This window comes from Luteibacter pinisoli (genome assembly GCF_006385595.1).
Taxonomy (GTDB): Bacteria; Pseudomonadota; Gammaproteobacteria; order Xanthomonadales; family Rhodanobacteraceae; genus Luteibacter; species Luteibacter pinisoli.
In genome coordinates this window covers 2,024,626-2,043,146 of sequence record NZ_CP041046.1, presented here as the reverse complement: position 1 = coordinate 2,043,146, position 18,521 = coordinate 2,024,626, and the positions used below count along the sequence as shown (strand labels likewise).

Sequence of the window (18,521 nt, the reverse complement as noted above, 5' to 3'; positions counted from 1 at the left end):
GGGGTGGATTCGGGGGTACTCATGCCCCCGTTATACGCCCCCGATCCACCCTCAGCACACCCTCAAGGACGACCCATGAAGCACCTGCTAGCAGCCGCCTTGCTGATCGCACTGCCCGTTCACGCCGAGGACTGGGCCAGCGATCTGCGCAAGGACGCGCAGGCGATGCACGACGACATCGCACGCAACCATCCTGGCCCGGTGGACCCGGCGAACCCCGGCTTCGCGGCGGCCAACGACAGGGGCCTGAAGCTCGCACTCACCCGTGCGCAAACCACGACGACGTACGGCGGCTACCGCTTCGCGCTGCAGGCCTATGCGGCCAGCTTCGACGACGGCCACCTGGCGTTCTCTCCCGCGGACCTGGCGAAGGAACCGAAGCTGGACCTGCAGTGGCCTGGCTTCCTGACCAACTTCGACCGCAACGACGTGCAGCGCGTGGTGTCCCGCGCCGCCGACGCGCCGGTGCCCAACGGTGCGCGCCTTGTCGCCTGTGACGGCGTGGACGCGACGACGCTGGCGGCCCGCAACGTCGGAACCCAGTACGGGCGCTGGAATCTCCACGCCACGCGCGTGGTGCGTGGCGCGCGCCTGTTCATCGACCCGGGCAATCCGTGGATCCAGCGGCCGCGCCACTGCACCTTCGAGGTGGACGGCAAGCCGCGTGACGTGGACCTGGCGTGGCGGCCGTTCACCGACGCCGATGGCAAGCTCCATCTCCCCGCCGCCTGGCACCGTGCGGCGGAACCCATTGGCCTGCGCACGCTGGACGATGGCACGGTGTGGATCGCGCTCAGCGACTTCGATGGCGATCTCGACCATCCGGCGGCCAAGGCGCTGACGCCGCTGATCGCGCAGGTCACGGCGCAGCGCGCGACGATCCTGGCGGCGCCCCGCGTGGTCCTCGACCTGCGCGGAAACACCGGGGGCAACTCGGAGTGGGCGATGCGCATCGCCGAGGCGCTCTGGGGCAAGGAGGCGTTTGAAAAGGTCAACGTGAATTCCACCAGCGTCGACTGGCGCGCCTCCACCGGCGTGGTCGACCGGCTCAGCGAGATCCTCGCGATGGAAGAATCGCACCCGGGCACGCCCGCCACGGACATCGAGTGGATCCGGACGACGCGAGCGGGTGTCATCGCCGCGATGAAGGCACACAAACCCTTCTACCACAGCGCCAACGATCCCCAACCGCCCACGCCGGCGCCGCCCAGGACGCATGCGCGGATTTACATGGTGACGGACGCCGGCTGCGCCTCGGCGTGCCTGGACGCGGCGGACGTCTTCCTGGCGCTCGGTGCCATCCACGTGGGCGAGGAAACCAGCGCCGATACCCTGTACATGGATGTGCGCACGCCCGTGCTGCCCAGCGGCTACGGCAAGCTGGCGGTGGCGATGAAGGTGTACCGCGGGCGCCCCCGTGGCAATAACGTGCCGCTGGTGCCCAGCCATCCCTACCCCGGCGACCTCGCGGACACCCCGACGCTCGAACGGTGGATCACGACGCTGTAAACGGCAGCGTCAGCCGGGCGGCGCGTCGCGCCTGAAGCGCGCGGGCGTCTGGCCCATCACGCGCAGGAAGGTCTTGCCGAAGGCGGATTCGGAACGGTAGCCGACGCGCTCGGCCACCGCGGCGGCGTTGAGTTCACCACGGCGAAGCAGCTCGGCCGCCAGGTGCATGCGCAGCAACGTCAGTACTTCGTGGGGCGACTGCTTGCCCTTCGCTTCGAAATGCCGCGCAAACGTCGCCCGCGACATCGCCGCCTGCGCCGCGAGGGACTCGACGGTCCACTCGTGCGCCGGGTCACGGAGCATGGCGAGCATGGCGCGACCCAGGCGCGGGTCGGCAAGCAAGGTGAGCAAGGAGGGCGGCATCAGCCCGTGGGCCAGCTGGGCGCGCAGGGCAAACACCAGCAGCGCCTGGCTGAGCGCCGTGACGACGGCGAGCGCTCCCGGCGCCAGCTCACCCACTTCCGCCCGGAACACGGCGACAATGGCTTCCAGCGTGGCGATGCCGTGGCTGTCCGCCAGCGACGCGTGCAGGACATCGGGCAGGCTCGCGAAAAGCAGCTGGCCGGCGTCAGGGGCGTGGACAAAACGCCCGCAGAGCAGGTCCAGCACCTCGCCCTCACCTTCCGTCCGCCGCACCGCCAGTGGGCCGGACGTATCCAGCGTGATCGGAGCCTGGGTGCGCGCGCCATGGGCATCACGGATTCGGTGCGTAGTGCCCTTTGGAAGCACGACGAGGTCACCGGCCTTCATCTGCAACGCCCGCTTGCCGGGCAGCTCCATCACGCCCTCACCCGCAAGCACCAGGTGGAACGGCGCCTCGCCCGGCGCCGCGTCGGCGTGGTCCAGGCTGAAGCCACCCGCGAGCTGGCAACGCAGGTCTAGCGCGCCGCGCACGCGGGCGAGGTCGAGGATCCGGGTCAGTGCGTCCATGGTTCCGTCAGGCGCGAGTGTGTCGCGAGTATCGGCACGTAAGGCGGCATGGACAAGACCCGGAAGGCATCACAGGCGATAGCCGACGCTTGCGCCGTACACCCACGGGTCGACATGGGCGGTGCCGACGCGCGCACCGTTCACTTTCACCTTTGAGTCGATGTCGATGTAACGGGCGTCGACGGTGAACGTCCAGCGCTCGTCGAGGCGCACATCCACGCCGGCATGCCCGGCGGCGCCCCAGCTGTTTTCCATCTGCACGTGCGTGCCCTGCAGGGCGTTGCGGCCTTTCTTGTCGAAGAACCAGGTGTAGTTCACGCCAGCGCCGATGAAAGGCGACACCTTCGCCCCTTCCATGAAGTGATAGTTCACGCCCAGCAACGGTGGGAGCTGCTTGACGCTGACCGCGCGCGTGCCGTCCAGGCGCACCTCGTGCTGGAACGGCAGCGCGGCCAGCAGCTCGGCCGTCCAGCCCGGCGCAAACCGGTATTCCACGCTGAAGGTGGGTCGGGTGCTCTTGCTGACGCGGGCGGGTATGCCGGCGAGCTGGCCGGTATCCGACTTTGGATCGACGACGTGGGCGCCAAAGTGCAGCGTCCACGGCGTATCGGCCGCCTGTGCCGCGAACGGCGCGGTGAGCAAGAAGGCGGTGGCGAGGGTCTTGAGATGAAGCACGGGGTGACTCCTTGGGGGCGATGGCGAAAGGGTAAAAACCTCGCGCCCGTCGCTTCCTGACCTCGCTCAGTTCCTTCGGCGATCGCCCACGCCGTCCACCATGCACAACGCGTCGAGCAGATCGCGACGGAAGATCCGCAGGTGACGCCCGCTGGCGGAGAGCACGCCGTTCTCTTCCATGCGCCCCAACGCCCGGCTCACGGTTTCCACCGCCAGGCCGAGGTAGCAGGCGATGTCGCTACGGCCCATCGGCAGGCGCAGGCAGTCGGTAGGCCGCGACAACCTGTCGTAGCGCTCCAGCAGGCTGCGCAGGAACATCGCCACGCGTTCGAGCGCCTGCTGGCGACCCATGGCAAGCACATGTTCCTGTGCACTGGCCACTTCGCGCCCCAGCTCGCGCATCATCTTCGGCTGCAGTTCGGGGACCTGGTGGAACAGCTCTTCGAGCCGGTCGAACGGCACTTCGCAGATGGTGGTCCGCTCCAGCGCCGTGGCGTCGGTGCGGTGGCTGTCGTCGAGCAAGGCATCGATGCCGAGGATCTCACCGGGAAGGCGAAAACCGAGCACCTGCTGGCCGCCATGGGCATCGCCCAGCGCGACGCGCACCGCGCCGGAACGCACGACATAGAGCGCGTTGAAGGGTTGGCCCTGGCGGAACACGGTATCACCGCGCTGGTAGGTGCTGCGCTGGCGGGTGAGCCGGTCGAGCCGGGCAAGCCCGCCTTCGGTCACGCCCTCGGGCAGGCAAATGGCGTGCAGGCCGCAGTCCGAGCAGCCAAGGCGTGCCGCCATCGTGGTCGGCTGGTTCATGAGAATTCCCTCTCGTAGTCAATTACCGCCCGACCGTACCAGCGGCACGGCGAGGCGCCGCCGGCTGTCAGCGGGGTGCGACGTCCTGTCCCCGAATCGGCCGGAACCACGTGGGTGAGACGAATCCGCCAAAACACGCGTCATTTGAGCATTTAGCGGCCCACGGGCCGGTGCCAAACTATCTCCATGGGCAGCGCATGCCGCGCTGCCGTCTTGATGGAGTCACGGACATGCTTGACTGGGTTGCTTATAAGAAAGAGCTCATGGGCCGTATCGGCGAGATCGGCAAGCTGAGCCCGGATACGTTGAAGGGTTACCAGACGCTTTCGGCCGCGAATGCGAAGGAAGGCCAGCTCGGCGCGAAGACGCGTGAACTGATTTCGCTCGCCGTCGCTGTCACCACGCGTTGCGATGGCTGTATCACCGTGCATACCGACGCCGCCCTGAAGGCGGGCGCCAGTCGTGAGGAGATCAGCGAAGCGCTGGGCGTGGCGATCGCGATGAATGCGGGTGCGGCCCTGGTCTACTCGGCACGCGTCATGGATGCGGTTGAGGCGTACAGCCCGAAGGCATAACGCCTTCGCCGCTACATTCGCGTCGGGACATCGATGCCCAGCAGGTCCAGCGCGCGCTCCAACACCGCCAGGGTGAGCTGGCAGATGCCCAGGCGGTGTGAGCGAACGGCGTCGTCGGGTTCGCGCAGGATCGGGCAGCGGTCGTAGAAGCGGCTGAAGCGCTGGGCGATGTCATAGGCCCAACCGGCGAGGACACCGGGCTGAAGCAGGTGCGCCGCTTCGCTGACCTTGTCGCCGAACGCCAGGCACGCGAGCACCAGCTCGCGTTCGGCAGGCTGCACGGCATACGGAGCGCCTGCCGGTGTGTCGTGGGCCTTTTCGAGTACCGAACGCATGCGGACCACCGCGTACTGCAGGTATGGGCCGGTCTTGCCTTCAAACGCCACCAGCCGCTCCGCATCGAACACGTAGCCCGACAGCCGGTCGCCTGACAGATCGGCGAACTTCACCGCGGCGCTGCCGATCATCCGCGCGAGCGCTTCCCGCTCGCTGGCGTCCACGCGATCGGATCCATCCACGCGCTCACGCGCACGTTCCACCGCCTCATCGAGCAGGTCGCGCAGGCGCGCGACACCGCCCTGGCGGGTCTTGAAGGGCTTGCCGTCCTTGCCGTTCACCGTGCCGAAGCCCGCATGCACCAGCTCGACGCCGGCGGCGATGCCGCCGCGACGTGCCGCGCGGAAGACCTGCTCGAAGTGCAGCGCCTGGCGCTGGTCCACCACATACACGACCTTCGCCAGCCCGGGCATCGCGGCACGAGCCTGCAACGTGGCAAGGTCCGTGGTGGCATACAGGGCGGCACCATCGCTCTTGGCGAGCAGCAACGGCGGCACCTCGTGCGTGTCGCCGGGCAACGCCACATCCACTACCAGGGCGCCTTCGCTTTCGCGGGCCACGCCACGCGCACGGAAATCGGCAACGAGCGGCGCGACCGCATCGCGGACATCGCTCTCGCCATCGAGCGCATCGAAGTGCACATCGAGCAAGGCGAAGTCCCTGGCCTGCGCATCGACGCTGAGCTTGCGCAGGTTGCGCCACAGCGCCATGAGGCCGGGGTCGCCCGCTTGCAGCGCCGCCGTGTCCGCGCGCGCCTCGGCCATCCGCGCCGGATCATCGCGACTCGCGGCGGCCGCTTCCGGGTATAGCCGCTCGAGTTCATCCAGCGTCACAGGTGCCTCGGCGGGGTAAGACCCCGCCCCCGTGAAGTAGGCCAGGCCTGGCGCCTCGCGGCGAATGGCAGCACTGAGCATCCCCATCTGCAGGCCCCAGTCACCCAGGTGCGCATCGCCATGCGTCCGCCAGCCCAATGCGCCGAGGATCCGGCGCAGGCTCTCGCCCAGCACCAGCGAGCGCAGATGCCCCACGTGCAACGGCTTGGCGACGTTAGGACCACCAAAATCCAGGACCACGAGGCTACCCTGCCCCTCATCGCTCACGCCCAACCGGGGATCGGCCAGGGTGGCGGCCGCCACCTCCGCCAGGAAGGCATCGGACAGGCGCAGGTTCACGAAACCGGGGCCGGCGACTTCCACGGCAGCAAAGCGGGGATCGCCGCGCAGCGAGGCGGCGATCTCCTCGCCGATGGCACGTGGCGGCTTGCGGACCAGCCGGCCGGCGGCCAGCGCCGCATTGCACTGCAGATCACCCAGCTCAGGCCGCGCGGACGGCTCCGCACGGGCTAATTCGACGGGCAAAGAAAGAGTCTGGAAGACCAGGGCCAATGCCTGGTCTACCTGCGACATTAAGGACGGCATGGCACGGATGTACATGAAAGGTAGAGGCTTCGCAAGCAAGCGACAGCTTTCCTTTTATGCTCGGGGTCAGTTATTGCGATCAGGAAACCCTTCCATGACAACAAGCAGGCATCGGGTAGTGATCGTTGGTGGCGGCGCCGCCGGCGTGGAACTGGCCACCCGGCTGGGCAGGCGCGACGCCTGCGATGTGGCGCTCGTCGACCGCGATCCCAGCCACTTCTGGAAACCCCGGCTACACGAACTGGCCGCCGGCCTGCTCGGCGATGGCGAGGAGGCGGTGCCGTTCCTCGCCCACGGCACGGTGCATGGCTACCGTTATGAACCGGGCGCCATCAAGCATGTCGATGTGGAAGCCAAACAGATCGACCTGGCCGAAGTGCACCTGCCAGGCACCGATGAGCTGATCCTGCCCGCACGCAAGCTGTCCTACGACACGCTGGTGCTCGCCTTTGGCACCCGCGTGAACGACTTCGGGACGCCCGGCGTGCTCGAGTACTGCGACATGCTGGATAGCCCCACCCAGGCCGTGCGCCTGCGCCGGCGCATCCTGGCCCTGGCCCTGCGCACGGCCGGTGATCCGAACTTCAAGATCCGCATCGGCATCGTCGGCGCGGGTGCCACGGGCGTGGAGCTGGCGGCCGAGCTGCACCATGCGTTCAACGACATGCACCGCTATGGCGGCCTCTCGCCCGCGACCAAGCTGGAAATCACCTTGATGGACATGGCGCCACGGGTGCTCCCCGCGGTGGATCCACGCACCTCGGCGTGGGCGCAGCGCATCCTGCAGCGGATGGGCGTGAGCGTACGCGTGGGTGTCGGCGTGAAATCGGTGCAGGAGGGTTCGTTCACCCTCACCGATGGCTCGCATATCCCCTGCGATATCCAGGTGTGGGCGGCGGGCGTGATCGGCCACGATTTCGTGACCGGCCTCGGGCCGTTCGAACTATCGCGTGATCGCCGCATCGTGGTGGACGGGCATCTCGCCGCGAAAGGCGTGCGTGATATCTACGCGATCGGCGATTGCGCGTACGCGGCGTTCAGCCCCGAGGGCACGGTGGTGCCGCCGACGGCGCAGGCCGCGCACCAGCAGGCTACGTGGTTGGCGAAGGCGTTGCCACGCCTGATGCAGGGGCAATCCGTCACGCCGTTCAAGTACCACGCCAAGGGCACCCTGGTGTCGCTGGGCGTGCGCCAGGCGGCCGGCGAAGTACCCACGGTACCGCCGGGTCGTTCCGTGCTGCCATTGCGCGGCTGGCTGGCGAAGATGCTTTACGTATCGCTGGAGCAGATGCACCGCGTGACGCTGCACGGGTACGGGCGCGCGACGGCGCTGTGGATCGCGGACCGGTTGCGCCGTACGACCTACCCACCGGTCAAACTGCACTGACGCGACGGCCGAAACCGCGCCGGGCGCGCCCGGCGCGGGTGTTCTGCTTATTTCACCGCGTGTTCAAGGGCTTCGAAGTCTTCCTTCGAGAGCTTCACCGAAGCGCCCTTCACGTTTTCCTCCAGATGCTCCGGGTCACCCGTGCCGGGGATCGGCAGCATGACCTTGGAGCGCTCAAGCAACCACGCGATGGCCACCTGGCCGTTCGTGGCGCCGAGTTTCTGGGCGATCTTCGACAGCACCGAGCCTTCTTTCGCCAGTTCGCCCGCGGCCAGCGGGAACCAGGGGATGAAGCCGATGTCGTGCTTGTCGCAATAATCCAGCACGGCCTCACTCTGGCGGTTGCCCAGGTTGTAGAGGTTCTGCACGGTCGCGACCTTGAAGAACTTCTGCGCGGCTTCGATCTGCTCGACGCTCACTTCGGAGAGGCCGGCGTGGCGGATCAGGCCTTCCTTCTGCATCTGCTTGATCACGTCAAACTGTTCATCCGCCGGGACCTTCTCGTCCACGCGGTGCAGCTGCCACAGGTCGATACGCTCGATCTTGAGGCGGCGCAGGCTCATGAGCACGCCCTGGCGAAGGTACTCCGGGCGGCCCACCGGGGCCCAGATGTTCGGGCCGTGGCGGGTGAGGCCGGACTTGGTGGCCACCACCAGGCCCTTGTACGGATGGAGCGCCTCGGCAATCAGGTCCTCACTCACGTAAGGGCCGTAACTATCTGCCGTATCGATGAAATTAACCCCAACCTCAGGCAATTTCTTGAGTACGGCGAGGGCCTTGTTGCGGTCCTTGGGCTCGCCCCAGATGCCGTCGCCGGTGATCCGCATGGCGCCGAACCCGAGGCGGTTCACCTCGAGGTCGCCGCCGATCCTGAACGTACCGCTTGCTGCCGCGTTGATGCTTGCCATCGATGGACTCCATGGGTGTGGAAGGAAATCAACTCCATCGACATTGGTACGCGTTGTCTTGTTTAAAGTGGGCGAAAGAACCTTCGATCAGAAGGTGACACGCACCCCGACGTTCGCCGACCAGCCCTTCAGGCCGTAGTTGCCCACGTAGTGCTGCCAGGTGCCCTCGCCGTAAAGCTGCACATGATCGGTGAGCTGGCTGGTGGCGCCGGCAGCCACGCGGTAAGCGTTGCCGGTGTTGCCGGTCTGGAAGGTGTCACCCGTGTTCCAGGCCTCGCTGGAAGCGCTCAGCGTCGGGTTGCCGTTGCTGGTGTGGATGAGGTCCAGGCGGCCGTAGGGGGCCAGCACGGGGTTGGCGGTGCGGCCCACCTGGATGCCGAGGCGCGAGGTGGTCTGCACGCTGTTGCCCAGGCGGATATCCAGGCCATCCTTGTCGCGGAAATCACGGAAGTTCAACTGCTGCGCGCGGAACTGGAACTGCGGCTCCACGGTCCAGTCGCCGCCCAGTGGCAACGGCTTGCCGACCTCCACCGACATGGTCCAGCCCTGTGCGCGCAAGCGGCCCACGTCCCCGCCACGCAGGTCCGTGCTCACGTCACCCTGGAAGCGCCGGACGCCGAGCACGCCGTCCACCCACAGGCCGCTGCCATGCTGGTAGGTCACCCAGATGCTGCCACCGTTGGCGTAGTACTTCGCGTGGCTGTTGCCATCGGCCGCGCTCGGGGTCACGCGCGTGGTGCCATGGTCCAGCGCCCAGCCAGCGCGGATCGAACCCTGGTCATCGTCCACCGCGACGATGCCGCCGCCCACTTGCAGCGCATTGATCTGCTGATCAAAGTCATAGCCGTAACGCTGGAACGAAAGGTTGCGCGAATAGTTCAGCTGGCTGCCGATGGCGCGGGCGAACACTTCGCCGCCCACATCCACACCGTAAGCGCTATCGCGGATTTCACCCAGGCGCTGGTGCAGGCCATCGCTGAGGGTGTTGCCGTAATTCTGCAAGGCCATCGGTGCAAGCATGTACGAAGGCAGCTGCGGCACCACGGCGACGCGATCCACCGGACCGGGCTCGCCTGGCAGGACCGGATCCGCGGGATCGACGGGGGTCACGGGGTCAACCGGATTCACCGGGTCAACGGGGTCCACCGGATCCACCGGATGGCAATCATCCCCGCAATCGCTCACGTACCGGTTGCCCAGGCGGTAATCCCACTGGAAATCGCCGCCGCCCAGCTCGCTTTGCGAGGGATCGACCTGGCCCGGACCGAAGCCGTGAAGCGTGTACTGCCAAGGGCCCGCTGCGACGTAACCGCCAGCAAGCACAAACGCATTCTCGTGCGAGCTACCTGCCACCTGGATGAGCGAAATGCCTTCGTTGTTATCGACGCGCCCGTCGCGGTTCGTGTCGGTCAGCGCACCCTCGCCCGTCGGAACCACCGAAATGATGGTTTTGCTGCCCGCATCCACGTTGCCATGCACCAGCAGGCGATCCGTGAACTGCCCTTCCGTGCCGCCCGCGTTCAACAGCGTGTTGAACGTCATGCGGCCGCCGGTGCCAGTGAAATCTCCGCTCACGTTGAGGGCTTTATAGTCGCCGGCCTTCGCGAACGAAGCCTCGCCATCGAGCCGCAGCGCGGCTACCGTGGAGTCGCCGGTAAGCTGCCAGCCACCGGTGGCGTCGATGCCCATCGTGACGCTGCCCTGGCCGGACACCTGGCCCACCAAAACGCCCTTGCTGCCCAGGTTGACGCTGGCGCTCGCGAGGTTCGCCGCGGTGATATTGCCCACCACGCTGCTGTTCGCGACGCCGACATCCGCATGCATGCGGGGGCCCACATCGATAGCCACACCGTTACCGCCGATGAGGGCACCGCCATTGACCACCGAAATGCTGGCGTTCGTATCCGTCGGGATACCGTAACGCACGGCGACCGCCGCCCCGGTCAGGCCCTGGACCGTGGAGCCGTCCACGATGAGGAAGCGGCCCGGATCAGGCACGCTACCGCCATGCGAATCACCAAACAGCATGGCGCCGTTGGTCCCGCCGGAGACGAGGGTACCGTTCTGAAGCGTTGCCGTGCCGCTGTCGACCTCGATACCCACGCCAGCGCTTCCCGTTCCCGTGATCTGGGCGTTTGAAGTGGTAAGCGTGCCGCCATTGCCGACCGAGGCCCCGCGATTCCCGCCCGAGATAGCCGCACCGGTCACCGAGGCACTCGACGGCCGGTCATCACCTTCACTGCCACCCTGGCCCGTCACGGCAAGGCCGATGCCCATTTCCGAACGGATCTCACCACCCTGGATCGTCGCGACCGATCCGTTGGCGACCGACAGCGCCAGATCGAATCGCGTGCCGCCCGTCGTCCGGATGGACGCATCCGTCGCGTCAAGGGTGGATGTGGTGAGCGCAATACCCAGCGTGCTGGCGCCGGGGTTCAGCGTGAGCATGCCGTTACCGGTTACCACCCAGTTCTGCACTGGGTCACCCGCGCGCACGGTGTACTGCTCACCGGGGTTGAGCACGCGAGCATGCGTGCTGAACGCAGGTACGGCCAGCGCCAGTGCAATGGCATGACAGAGGGCGGCGCGGCGGGCAAAAAGGGGACGTGACGTACGCATGGCGGGTGTTTCCTTGGACAAGAGGCACGCGCAACCGCCAGGAAAACCCGGAGGACTGGCGGCAGGGCAATGGGAAGCCGGGTATTCCAGCAGCCGTGCCGCCCCGTCGCCATGGGGCGTTGTCCTAAAAGTGCGCGCGCATTGGTTCCACGACATTCCGTGTCGCCGGGTGGTGCGGCCCGTACCCGGGTGTCCGGCCCTTGGGTGCGGGTGACGGCGATGCCGTCGGAAAGCCGATTAGCGCTCGTCCTGTGAAACAGGCGTGAAACCGACCTTGCCCAGGGCCGTGCGCAGGGCCTCGGTCGCGGCCTGCCACCCTTCCGCTTCGCCGTCCAGCGCGTCCTCGACACGCGAAATGGCCGCATCGAGTCCTTCGAGCCGAAGCACCAGCGAGGCGCCGTGCAGGCGGTGGATGGAAAGCCGGGCCGCCGCCCTGTCACCCTGCCGCATGGCCGCCATGGCGGCATCCAGATCGCGCACGCCCTCCGCCCGAAAGACAGCGAACACGTCATCGTCGCGCGCGGATGGCGAGAGGACGTCGCGCAGGCGATCCAGCGAAAGCGGCTTGCCCATCACCACATCGATGCCACTGTCGCCGCAGCGGCGTACATGATCGTCGCCCTGGTTGGCGGAAATAGCGATGAACGGTGTACGTGGGCCGCCCTTGCGCGCTTCATGCGCTCGCAATTCCGCGGCGATGTCGTAGCCCTGCATATCGGGCAGCTCGCAGTCGAGCAGCACCGCGGCGAAACGCCCCGGTTCAAACGCATCGATGGCGGCCTGTCCGTGGTCCGCCGCGAAGGTATCGAACCCCAGGAAGCGCAGCTGCGCGGCGATAATCTGCCGGTTCGCCGGATGATCCTCGACGAGCAGTACCGTGCCGCCCGCCACATCGGCATCCAGTGCCGCGACGGGTTCGGAGGCAGGCGCGGCGGGCACCAGGCTCGTCGGCATTTCCACCCGCACCGACGTACCCACCCCCTCGTCACTGGTCAGCACGAACCGGCCGCCCAGATGCATGACGATCTCGCGGCAGATGCCCAGGCCAAGCCCCGTGCCGCCCAGCCGGCGCGAACGCGCGCCATGGGCCTGGGCGAAGGGGCGGAACAGCTCGCGCTGCCGCTCGCGCGGAATCCCCACGCCCGTATCGAAGACCTCGAGGATCAGGCGGCGGGTGTCATCGGCCCCGACGGCCTGCCACATGGCGATGCCGACATGGCCCTTCTGCGTGAACTTCACCGCGTTCGAGAGCAGGTTCTCCAGCACCTGGCGCAGGCGCAGTTCATCCAGCAGAAGCCACGGCATGGGGCCCATGGGCAGGTCCAGGCGCATGGACAGGCCTTTCTTCTCCACCTCGGCGGCCTGCGCCTGCATGGCGTCACGCGCCACGGCCAGGGCATCACAGGACACCAGATCGGGCGTGAACCCCTCGGTTTCGGTGCGGGTGTAATCCAGGGCACTGCGCAACAGACCCTGCAGGTTGCGCGAACTGGACTGCGCGATCGCCATGAGGTCCCGCTGCGCCGGGTCCATGGGGCTGCGCGCCATCAGGTCGATCGATGACACAACCGCATTCACCGCGTTGCGCACCTCGTGGCTCATCACCGCCAGCAGCATCGTCTTTTGCTGCTCGCCACGCCGCGATGCCAGCTGGGCGCGGCGCATTTGCCACAGCGCGAAGACAAGCACGATGGCCAGCGCGAAGCCCAGCCCGATCTCCACCCGGTACACGGAGACGATGTGCGCCACCGTGGGCGCCCTCAGGTACGCCGTCTCGAGCCAGCGCTCGATCACCGCCTCGTTCTCGTCGACGCTGATACGGCCGAGGCTTTCATCGATGAGCTGGAGCAGCTCGGGCGAACCCTTATGCACGGCCACGCGGACCGTCACCGGCATCTCGGGCACGTCGCCGGCCACGCGCAGGCTCAACGCGTAGTCACGGCGGACAAGGGGGTGGTAAGTGACGTCCACGCCTACGGCCACATCGGCGATGCCGCTTTCCACCGCGGCCAGCACCTGGTGCACATCGGCCAGCGGCAGGCGGTGCATGGAAGGATGTTCGCGCCGCAGCCAGCTATCGTATTCACCGCCGCCCTTGAAGGCGATGGTGCGGCCGTCGAAATCCGCCAGCACCGCCCTCGACGGGCTCACCGTTCGGGTAATGATAAGCGTGCGGCCCACGTAGAACGGACGCGACAACAACGCGTCACTGCCCAGGTCGCTTACCAGCCTGTCCGTGAGCGACGGCAGCAGATCGACCCGGTTCTCGCGGAATGCCTGGACGGACTCTTCCCATGAGCCGGTATGCACCACGGCGAAGCGCAGGCCGGTCTTCTTTTGGGCGAGCGCGAGGTATTGGGTCACCAGCGGGTTGGAGGCGCCACCGCCGATCCGACCGCCCTGCTGGTCATCGATGGCGATACGCACCACCGGGTGCGCCACCACCCACTGCTTCAGGGCGGCCTCGTCACTCGCGGCCAGCGCGGGGTACGCGACCCACGTCAGGCACGCCCATGCCACGGCAACCAACCATCGCCTCACTCCTGCGCACCAACCATGGCAGCCACATGCTCGCGCAAGCTGAACAGCTGCACGTCGCTTTCGACGGCCAGTTTGCGATAGGCGGAGGATTTCTGTGCGCTGATGGTTTTCAGGCTCCTGCCGAACTTCGCAGCAATCTGCGTCACGGTCAGGCCATCGAGCAGGCAGCGGATGACCTCGGTCTCCCTGGGCGACAACTGCGCATCGACGCCCTTCACCAATGCGCTCTCCAGCCCCGGTGGCACATAGATGCGATCGGTCATCGCCGCATCGATCGCACGCACGACTTCGTCCGGATCCTGGCTTTTGGCAACGAAACCCTGCGCCCCCGCGGCGAGGATGCGCCTGACCAGCGGAGCCTCTTCATAGGCGGATACCACCACCAGTCTCACGCGCGGGAACGCCGCGCGCAACGAACGCACGAGGCTCAGGCCATCCGGATCGTCAGCCGCCAGGGAGTAATCGATCAGCGCGACATCAGCCGGCATCTGGGCCAGCAGGGACCGGAAGTGATGGCTGTTGGGCGAGCTGCCGACGACGACGAGGGACGGGTACCTCTTAAGGTGCGCGACCAGTCCTTTCAGGACGAGCGCGTGGTCGTCCAGCAAGGCCACGCGCACAGACCCAATGTAAGTTCGCGCGGACATCAGTGGCCGAAAACTCTGTTGCTAGTCATATGCCTGACCGCCCATGGGGTTGGCGGTCGGAACCATATCGCGGGCCCCGACGCTTGTAAACGTTGCTTTCGCCGGCTTTCGTTCAGCTGCGGCTATCGGCCATTGGTAGGAGCCCGTAAGCCATACAGAGAATCCGGGCCCGCGTTGATACGCTTTTGGCCACCCGGTATGCCGGGATTCTCATAGTCAGGCCAGGGGTGGATGCGGGGATGGATACAGAAAGCCGTCGATCGGGCGATGCCGTCGTGGACGGACACGCCAGCGCCGCCGAACCCTACACCGCACCGTCGCGCTTTGAGCCGCCTGCGCTCGATACCGTGCGGCTGGGCATTGTCGGCCTCGGCTACGTGGGGCTGCCGCTGGCCGTCGAATTCGGCAAGCAATACGCAACCCTCGGATTCGACATTAATTCCCGGCGCATCGGCGAGCTTCGCTCAGGCCACGATGCCACCCTCGAAGTGGACGCCGGCGAGATGGCCGAGGCGAAGCGCCTGCGCTTTTCCTCAGCCATCCACGACCTGGCCGGGTGCCAGGTGTTCATCGTTACGGTGCCTACACCCATCGACGATGCACGACGGCCGGACCTGACTCCGCTCATCCGCGCGAGCGAAACCCTGGGTAAAGTTCTCAAAGCCGGCGACGTGGTGATCTACGAATCGACGGTCTATCCCGGCTGCACCGAAGAGGTCTGCGTGCCTGTCCTGGAGCGCGAATCGGGACTCATTTTCAATAAGGATTTTTTTGCCGGCTACAGTCCGGAGCGCATCAATCCGGGCGATAAGACGCACCGGGTTACGGGAATTCTCAAAGTCACCTCCGGTTCGACGCCGGAAGTCGCCGAATTCGTCGACGCGCTGTACCGCTCGGTAATCACCGCGGGTACCCACCGGGCCAGCTCGCTGAAGGTGGCCGAAGCCGCCAAGGTCATCGAGAACACCCAGCGTGACCTGAACATCGCCCTGGTCAACGACCTGGCCATGCTGTTCAACAAGCTGGGCATCGATACGCTCGAGGTCCTGGAGGCGGCAGGCACCAAGTGGAACTTCCTGCCTTTCCGGCCGGGCCTGGTCGGCGGCCACTGCATCAGCGTGGATCCCTATTACCTGACCCACAAGGCGGCCCAGGTGGGACACCACCCGGACGTGATCCTGGCAGGCCGGCGCACCAACGATGGCATGGGCACCTACATCGCCAGCGAGCTGGTACGGCTGATGGTGCGCAAGGGAATCAACCCGGTCTGCGCCCGGGTGCTGATGCTCGGCCTGGCCTTCAAGGAAAACTGCCCGGACCTGCGTAATACGCGGGTGGTCGACATCGTCGCGGCCTTGCACGCCTATGGCGTCACCGTGGATGTGCACGACCCCTGGGTACGCGCCGAAGAGGCCATCCACGAGTACGGCATTGCGCCGGTGGAGACGCCGCGCCCCGGCACCTACGACGCCATCGTCGTGGCCGTGGGCCACCGCGAGTTCAAGGCCATGGGCGCGGAGGGTATCCGCGCCTTCGGCAAACCCGCCTCCGTGGTGTACGACGTGAAATACGTGCTGCCACGCGACGCCGTGGACGGCAGGCTCTGATCCTCGTACCCGGGAGACACGGCTGTGATCCTTGATTACCTTGACGGGTCGGCACCTGCCGACTATCAGGCCGACCTTTGCGTCATTGGCGCAGGGCCGGCCGGCATCGCCATTGCGCGAGCCTTTGCAGGTACCTCCGTTCGCGTGTGCCTGGTGGAAAGTGGCGGCCTCGCCGGTGAAGACCGCAGCCAGGGGCTATACGAAGGCACGGCCCATGGCGGTGCGCCGTTCGACATGGCGCACTCGCGCATGCGCGTCTTTGGCGGCAGTTGCACACTGTGGGGCGGTGGCTGCATTCCGCTGGCCGACACCGACATGGAACCGCGCGACTGGGTACCTGACAGCGGCTGGCCCTTGCGCTATGCCGACCTGGCGCCCTGGTATACGAAGGCACGCGACTTTTGCCAGATTGATCCCGCGCATGCGTTCGGACCCGGGCAGTTTGACGGCCCGGCACCGCGAAAGCCGCTGGACCTGGACCCCGACGCGCTGGTGAACCTGCTGTTCGCCCGCAGTCCCATCCTGTTTGGCGAAGCCTACCGCGACGAAATGCGCGCCTCGCCCAATATCACCGTGCTCCTGCACGCCAACCTGATGGAGCTGGAGGCGAACGCCGCTGGCACTGCGGTGGTGAAAGCGCGCATCGGCGGCCTGACGGGGCGCCGGGGCCACGTCCACGCGCGGCACTTCGTGCTCGCGGCCGGCGGCATTGAAAACGCGCGCCTGCTGCTCCTTTCCGACAGCGTGGCACCACACGGCCTGGGCAACGACCGCGACCTGGTGGGCCGCTACTTCATGGATCATCCGCGCGGCACCCTCGGTACCGTGCGCTCGCAGACGCCCGACCGCCTGACCCGCCCTTACGAACGCACCATTGGCAAGGTGCGTGCGCCGGTCGCTGCGGAGATCGGCATGGCGCACAGCGCCCAGCAGCGCCATCGTGTGCTGAACGGACGCGTCCATCCGTTCCCGGTGGAGGGCGCCGTTCCCCAGGGCATCCGGGCGTTGCGCAACGTGCGCGCTGCCCTGCGGCCGCCGACCCGCGACGAGGGCGCCCTGCTGGAAGCGCGGCTGTCTGCCGCCATGCAGAACGGCCCCTCGGCAGCGACCGCCGTCGCGGTGGCTCCCAACCTGGCAGTTAACGCCGTGCGCCTCGGGTTGCACATCGGTGACGTGCTGCGCGCCGTGGCCCAACGCGTGTCCGACAAGCCGACGGTGCAGAGCGAACGCGTGGAGCTGGTCGGCTTCTTCGAACAGGCCCCCAACCGCGACTCCAGGGTCACCCTGGGCGACACCCACGATGCCCTCGGCCTGCGCCGGGTGAATGTCGACTGGCGCCTCACCGAGCTGGACCGTTACACCTACCGCACCCTGACCGACCTGGCTGGCAAACCGCTGGCGGAGGCGTGCGGGGGCAGCTTCGAAGCCTCGCCCTGGGCGCTGGACGAGACCGCCAGGCCGGAGGTGTTCGGCACCGCCCACCACATGGGCACCACGCGCATGTCGACCGACCCTGCCACCGGCGTCGTGGATACCGACGGCACGGTGCATGGCGTACATAACCTGCACGTCGCCGGCAGCTCGGTGTTCCCCACGAGTGGCTGGGCCTTCCCGACGTTCACCATCGTCGCCCTGAGCCTGAGGCTGGCCGAGCACCTCCGCGTGTTGCTGGCTGCTTGCGAAGGCAGCGGCATGACGTGATGATGGTCGCATGGCGGTAAAAGCGAAGCAGGATTTCGTCGACCGGTTCGAAGGAGCGGTCCGCGAGACCGGGTTTGGCGCGTTCAAGGCGCGCCAGGCCGCCGTGCTGATATTCGACGCCAACCGCTATTCGGATACGGAAGCCGAGGCCGCGGCGCTGCTCGATACACGCGAACGCACGCGGGCGGCGCGCTTTCAATTCCCCAGCGACCGCACCACCTACACCGTGGCGCACGCCGCCTGGCGCGTGGCGATCGGCGTGTGCCTTGGCATACCGGCGGAAGACGTGCCTTTGGCGTTCACACCCGAAGGCCAGCCGCGCCTGCACGGCGTTGCGCTGAGTACCAGCCTGAGCCACAGCCGCAGCCACATCCACAGCATGGTCGCGATCGCCGTGTGTACCGGCGAGACCATCGGCGTCGATATCGAGACGGTGCCACTGAAGGTGAACCTGCTCGAGCTGATGCCGGTCTTCTGCACGCCGCAGGAGATCACCACGATCAACGGGTTCCCGTGGTACCGGCGCGAGCACGAGCTGCTGCGCCTGTGGACGCGCAAGGAAGCACTGCTCAAGGCATTCGGCGTGGGCCTGCTCACCGACCCTGCGAAAACGCCCGCGCCTGCGCATGAAATGCTCTGGCCGCCGGAAGGCTGCGATCATCAACCGGCCTGCCATGTGCGCAACATCGAAACCGGCGAAATGTGGCTCGGCGCATTGGCCGCGCCCCGCCTGGTGGACGACATGGTGTTGCACATCTTGTGATACACGGGTGTTACATCCATTCGGCCTAGCCATCGCACGACCGTAAGTGGAATCGACACTCCCGCCCCCGGCGCCTAGCCTTCAACGCATCGGCA

General features: G+C 66.9%; 14 protein-coding genes. 6 read left to right on the top strand and 8 right to left on the bottom strand.

Annotated elements, in window-relative coordinates; genetic code table 11:
- Nucleotides 1-75 precede the first annotated feature (75 nt).
- Nucleotides 76-1,509, top strand: a complete 1,434-nt coding sequence (locus tag FIV34_RS09310) for a S41 family peptidase (protein ID WP_170207557.1) — start codon at nucleotides 76-78, stop codon at nucleotides 1,507-1,509.
- Nucleotides 1,510-1,518: 9 nt separating this feature from the next.
- Here FIV34_RS09310 and FIV34_RS09305 read toward each other — a convergent pair whose 3' ends face one another.
- The 3 genes from FIV34_RS09305 to FIV34_RS09295 form a co-directional block, all read right to left on the bottom strand.
- Entirely contained in the window at nucleotides 1,519-2,439 is a 921-nt protein-coding gene (locus tag FIV34_RS09305; RefSeq protein WP_139981869.1) for an AraC family transcriptional regulator, read from the bottom strand.
- 69 nt (nucleotides 2,440-2,508) lie between these two features.
- Entirely contained in the window at nucleotides 2,509-3,114 is a 606-nt protein-coding gene (locus FIV34_RS09300) for an OmpW/AlkL family protein (protein ID WP_139981867.1), read from the bottom strand.
- 66 nt (nucleotides 3,115-3,180) lie between these two features.
- Nucleotides 3,181-3,924 carry a cyclic nucleotide-binding domain-containing protein gene (locus tag FIV34_RS09295; protein WP_139981864.1) on the bottom strand — a complete coding sequence of 248 codons (744 nt, stop codon included), beginning with the start codon at nucleotides 3,922-3,924 and terminating at the stop codon, nucleotides 3,181-3,183.
- A gap of 230 nt (nucleotides 3,925-4,154) precedes the next feature.
- Between FIV34_RS09295 and FIV34_RS09290 the strand changes: the two genes are divergently transcribed.
- The gene (locus tag FIV34_RS09290; protein WP_139981861.1) at nucleotides 4,155-4,499 is read left to right on the top strand and encodes a carboxymuconolactone decarboxylase family protein; all 345 of its coding nucleotides are present in this window, start codon (nucleotides 4,155-4,157) and stop codon (nucleotides 4,497-4,499) included.
- 11 nt (nucleotides 4,500-4,510) lie between these two features.
- Here the strand turns inward: FIV34_RS09290 and argS are convergent, their stop codons facing one another.
- A complete protein-coding gene (argS, locus tag FIV34_RS09285) occupies nucleotides 4,511-6,241 on the bottom strand; it encodes an arginine--tRNA ligase (RefSeq protein ID WP_170207556.1) in 1,731 nt (576 codons plus the stop codon).
- Nucleotides 6,242-6,347: 106 nt separating this feature from the next.
- On the opposite strand from argS, the gene FIV34_RS09280 reads away from it, so the two are divergent.
- Entirely contained in the window at nucleotides 6,348-7,640 is a 1,293-nt protein-coding gene (locus tag FIV34_RS09280; protein ID WP_139981855.1) for an NAD(P)/FAD-dependent oxidoreductase, read from the top strand.
- A 47-nt stretch (nucleotides 7,641-7,687) separates the two neighbouring features.
- Here FIV34_RS09280 and FIV34_RS09275 read toward each other — a convergent pair whose 3' ends face one another.
- The 4 genes from FIV34_RS09275 to FIV34_RS09260 form a co-directional block, all read right to left on the bottom strand.
- The gene (locus tag FIV34_RS09275; RefSeq protein WP_139981853.1) at nucleotides 7,688-8,548 is read right to left on the bottom strand and encodes an aldo/keto reductase; all 861 of its coding nucleotides are present in this window, start codon (nucleotides 8,546-8,548) and stop codon (nucleotides 7,688-7,690) included.
- Between the two features lie 87 nt (nucleotides 8,549-8,635).
- Nucleotides 8,636-11,167 (bottom strand): autotransporter family protein, encoded by a 2,532-nt coding sequence (locus FIV34_RS09270; RefSeq protein WP_170207555.1) that lies wholly within the window; start codon nucleotides 11,165-11,167, stop codon nucleotides 8,636-8,638.
- Between the two features lie 237 nt (nucleotides 11,168-11,404).
- On the bottom strand, nucleotides 11,405-13,687 hold the full coding sequence (locus FIV34_RS09265) for an ATP-binding protein (protein WP_139981849.1): 2,283 nt from the start codon (nucleotides 13,685-13,687) through the stop codon (nucleotides 11,405-11,407).
- A gap of 17 nt (nucleotides 13,688-13,704) precedes the next feature.
- Nucleotides 13,705-14,322, bottom strand: a complete 618-nt coding sequence (locus FIV34_RS09260; protein ID WP_211352729.1) for a response regulator — start codon at nucleotides 14,320-14,322, stop codon at nucleotides 13,705-13,707.
- 272 nt (nucleotides 14,323-14,594) lie between these two features.
- Between FIV34_RS09260 and tviB the strand changes: the two genes are divergently transcribed.
- From tviB to FIV34_RS09245, 3 genes are read left to right on the top strand one after another with little or no spacing between them, the layout of a single operon-like run.
- On the top strand, nucleotides 14,595-15,962 hold the full coding sequence (gene tviB, locus FIV34_RS09255) for a Vi polysaccharide biosynthesis UDP-N-acetylglucosamine C-6 dehydrogenase TviB (protein ID WP_139981845.1): 1,368 nt from the start codon (nucleotides 14,595-14,597) through the stop codon (nucleotides 15,960-15,962).
- 24 nt (nucleotides 15,963-15,986) lie between these two features.
- Complete coding sequence (locus tag FIV34_RS09250; protein WP_139981843.1) at nucleotides 15,987-17,663, top strand: GMC oxidoreductase; 1,677 nt, start codon at nucleotides 15,987-15,989, stop codon at nucleotides 17,661-17,663.
- A gap of 10 nt (nucleotides 17,664-17,673) precedes the next feature.
- Complete coding sequence (locus FIV34_RS09245; protein ID WP_139981841.1) at nucleotides 17,674-18,426, top strand: 4'-phosphopantetheinyl transferase family protein; 753 nt, start codon at nucleotides 17,674-17,676, stop codon at nucleotides 18,424-18,426.
- Nucleotides 18,427-18,521 lie beyond the last annotated feature (95 nt).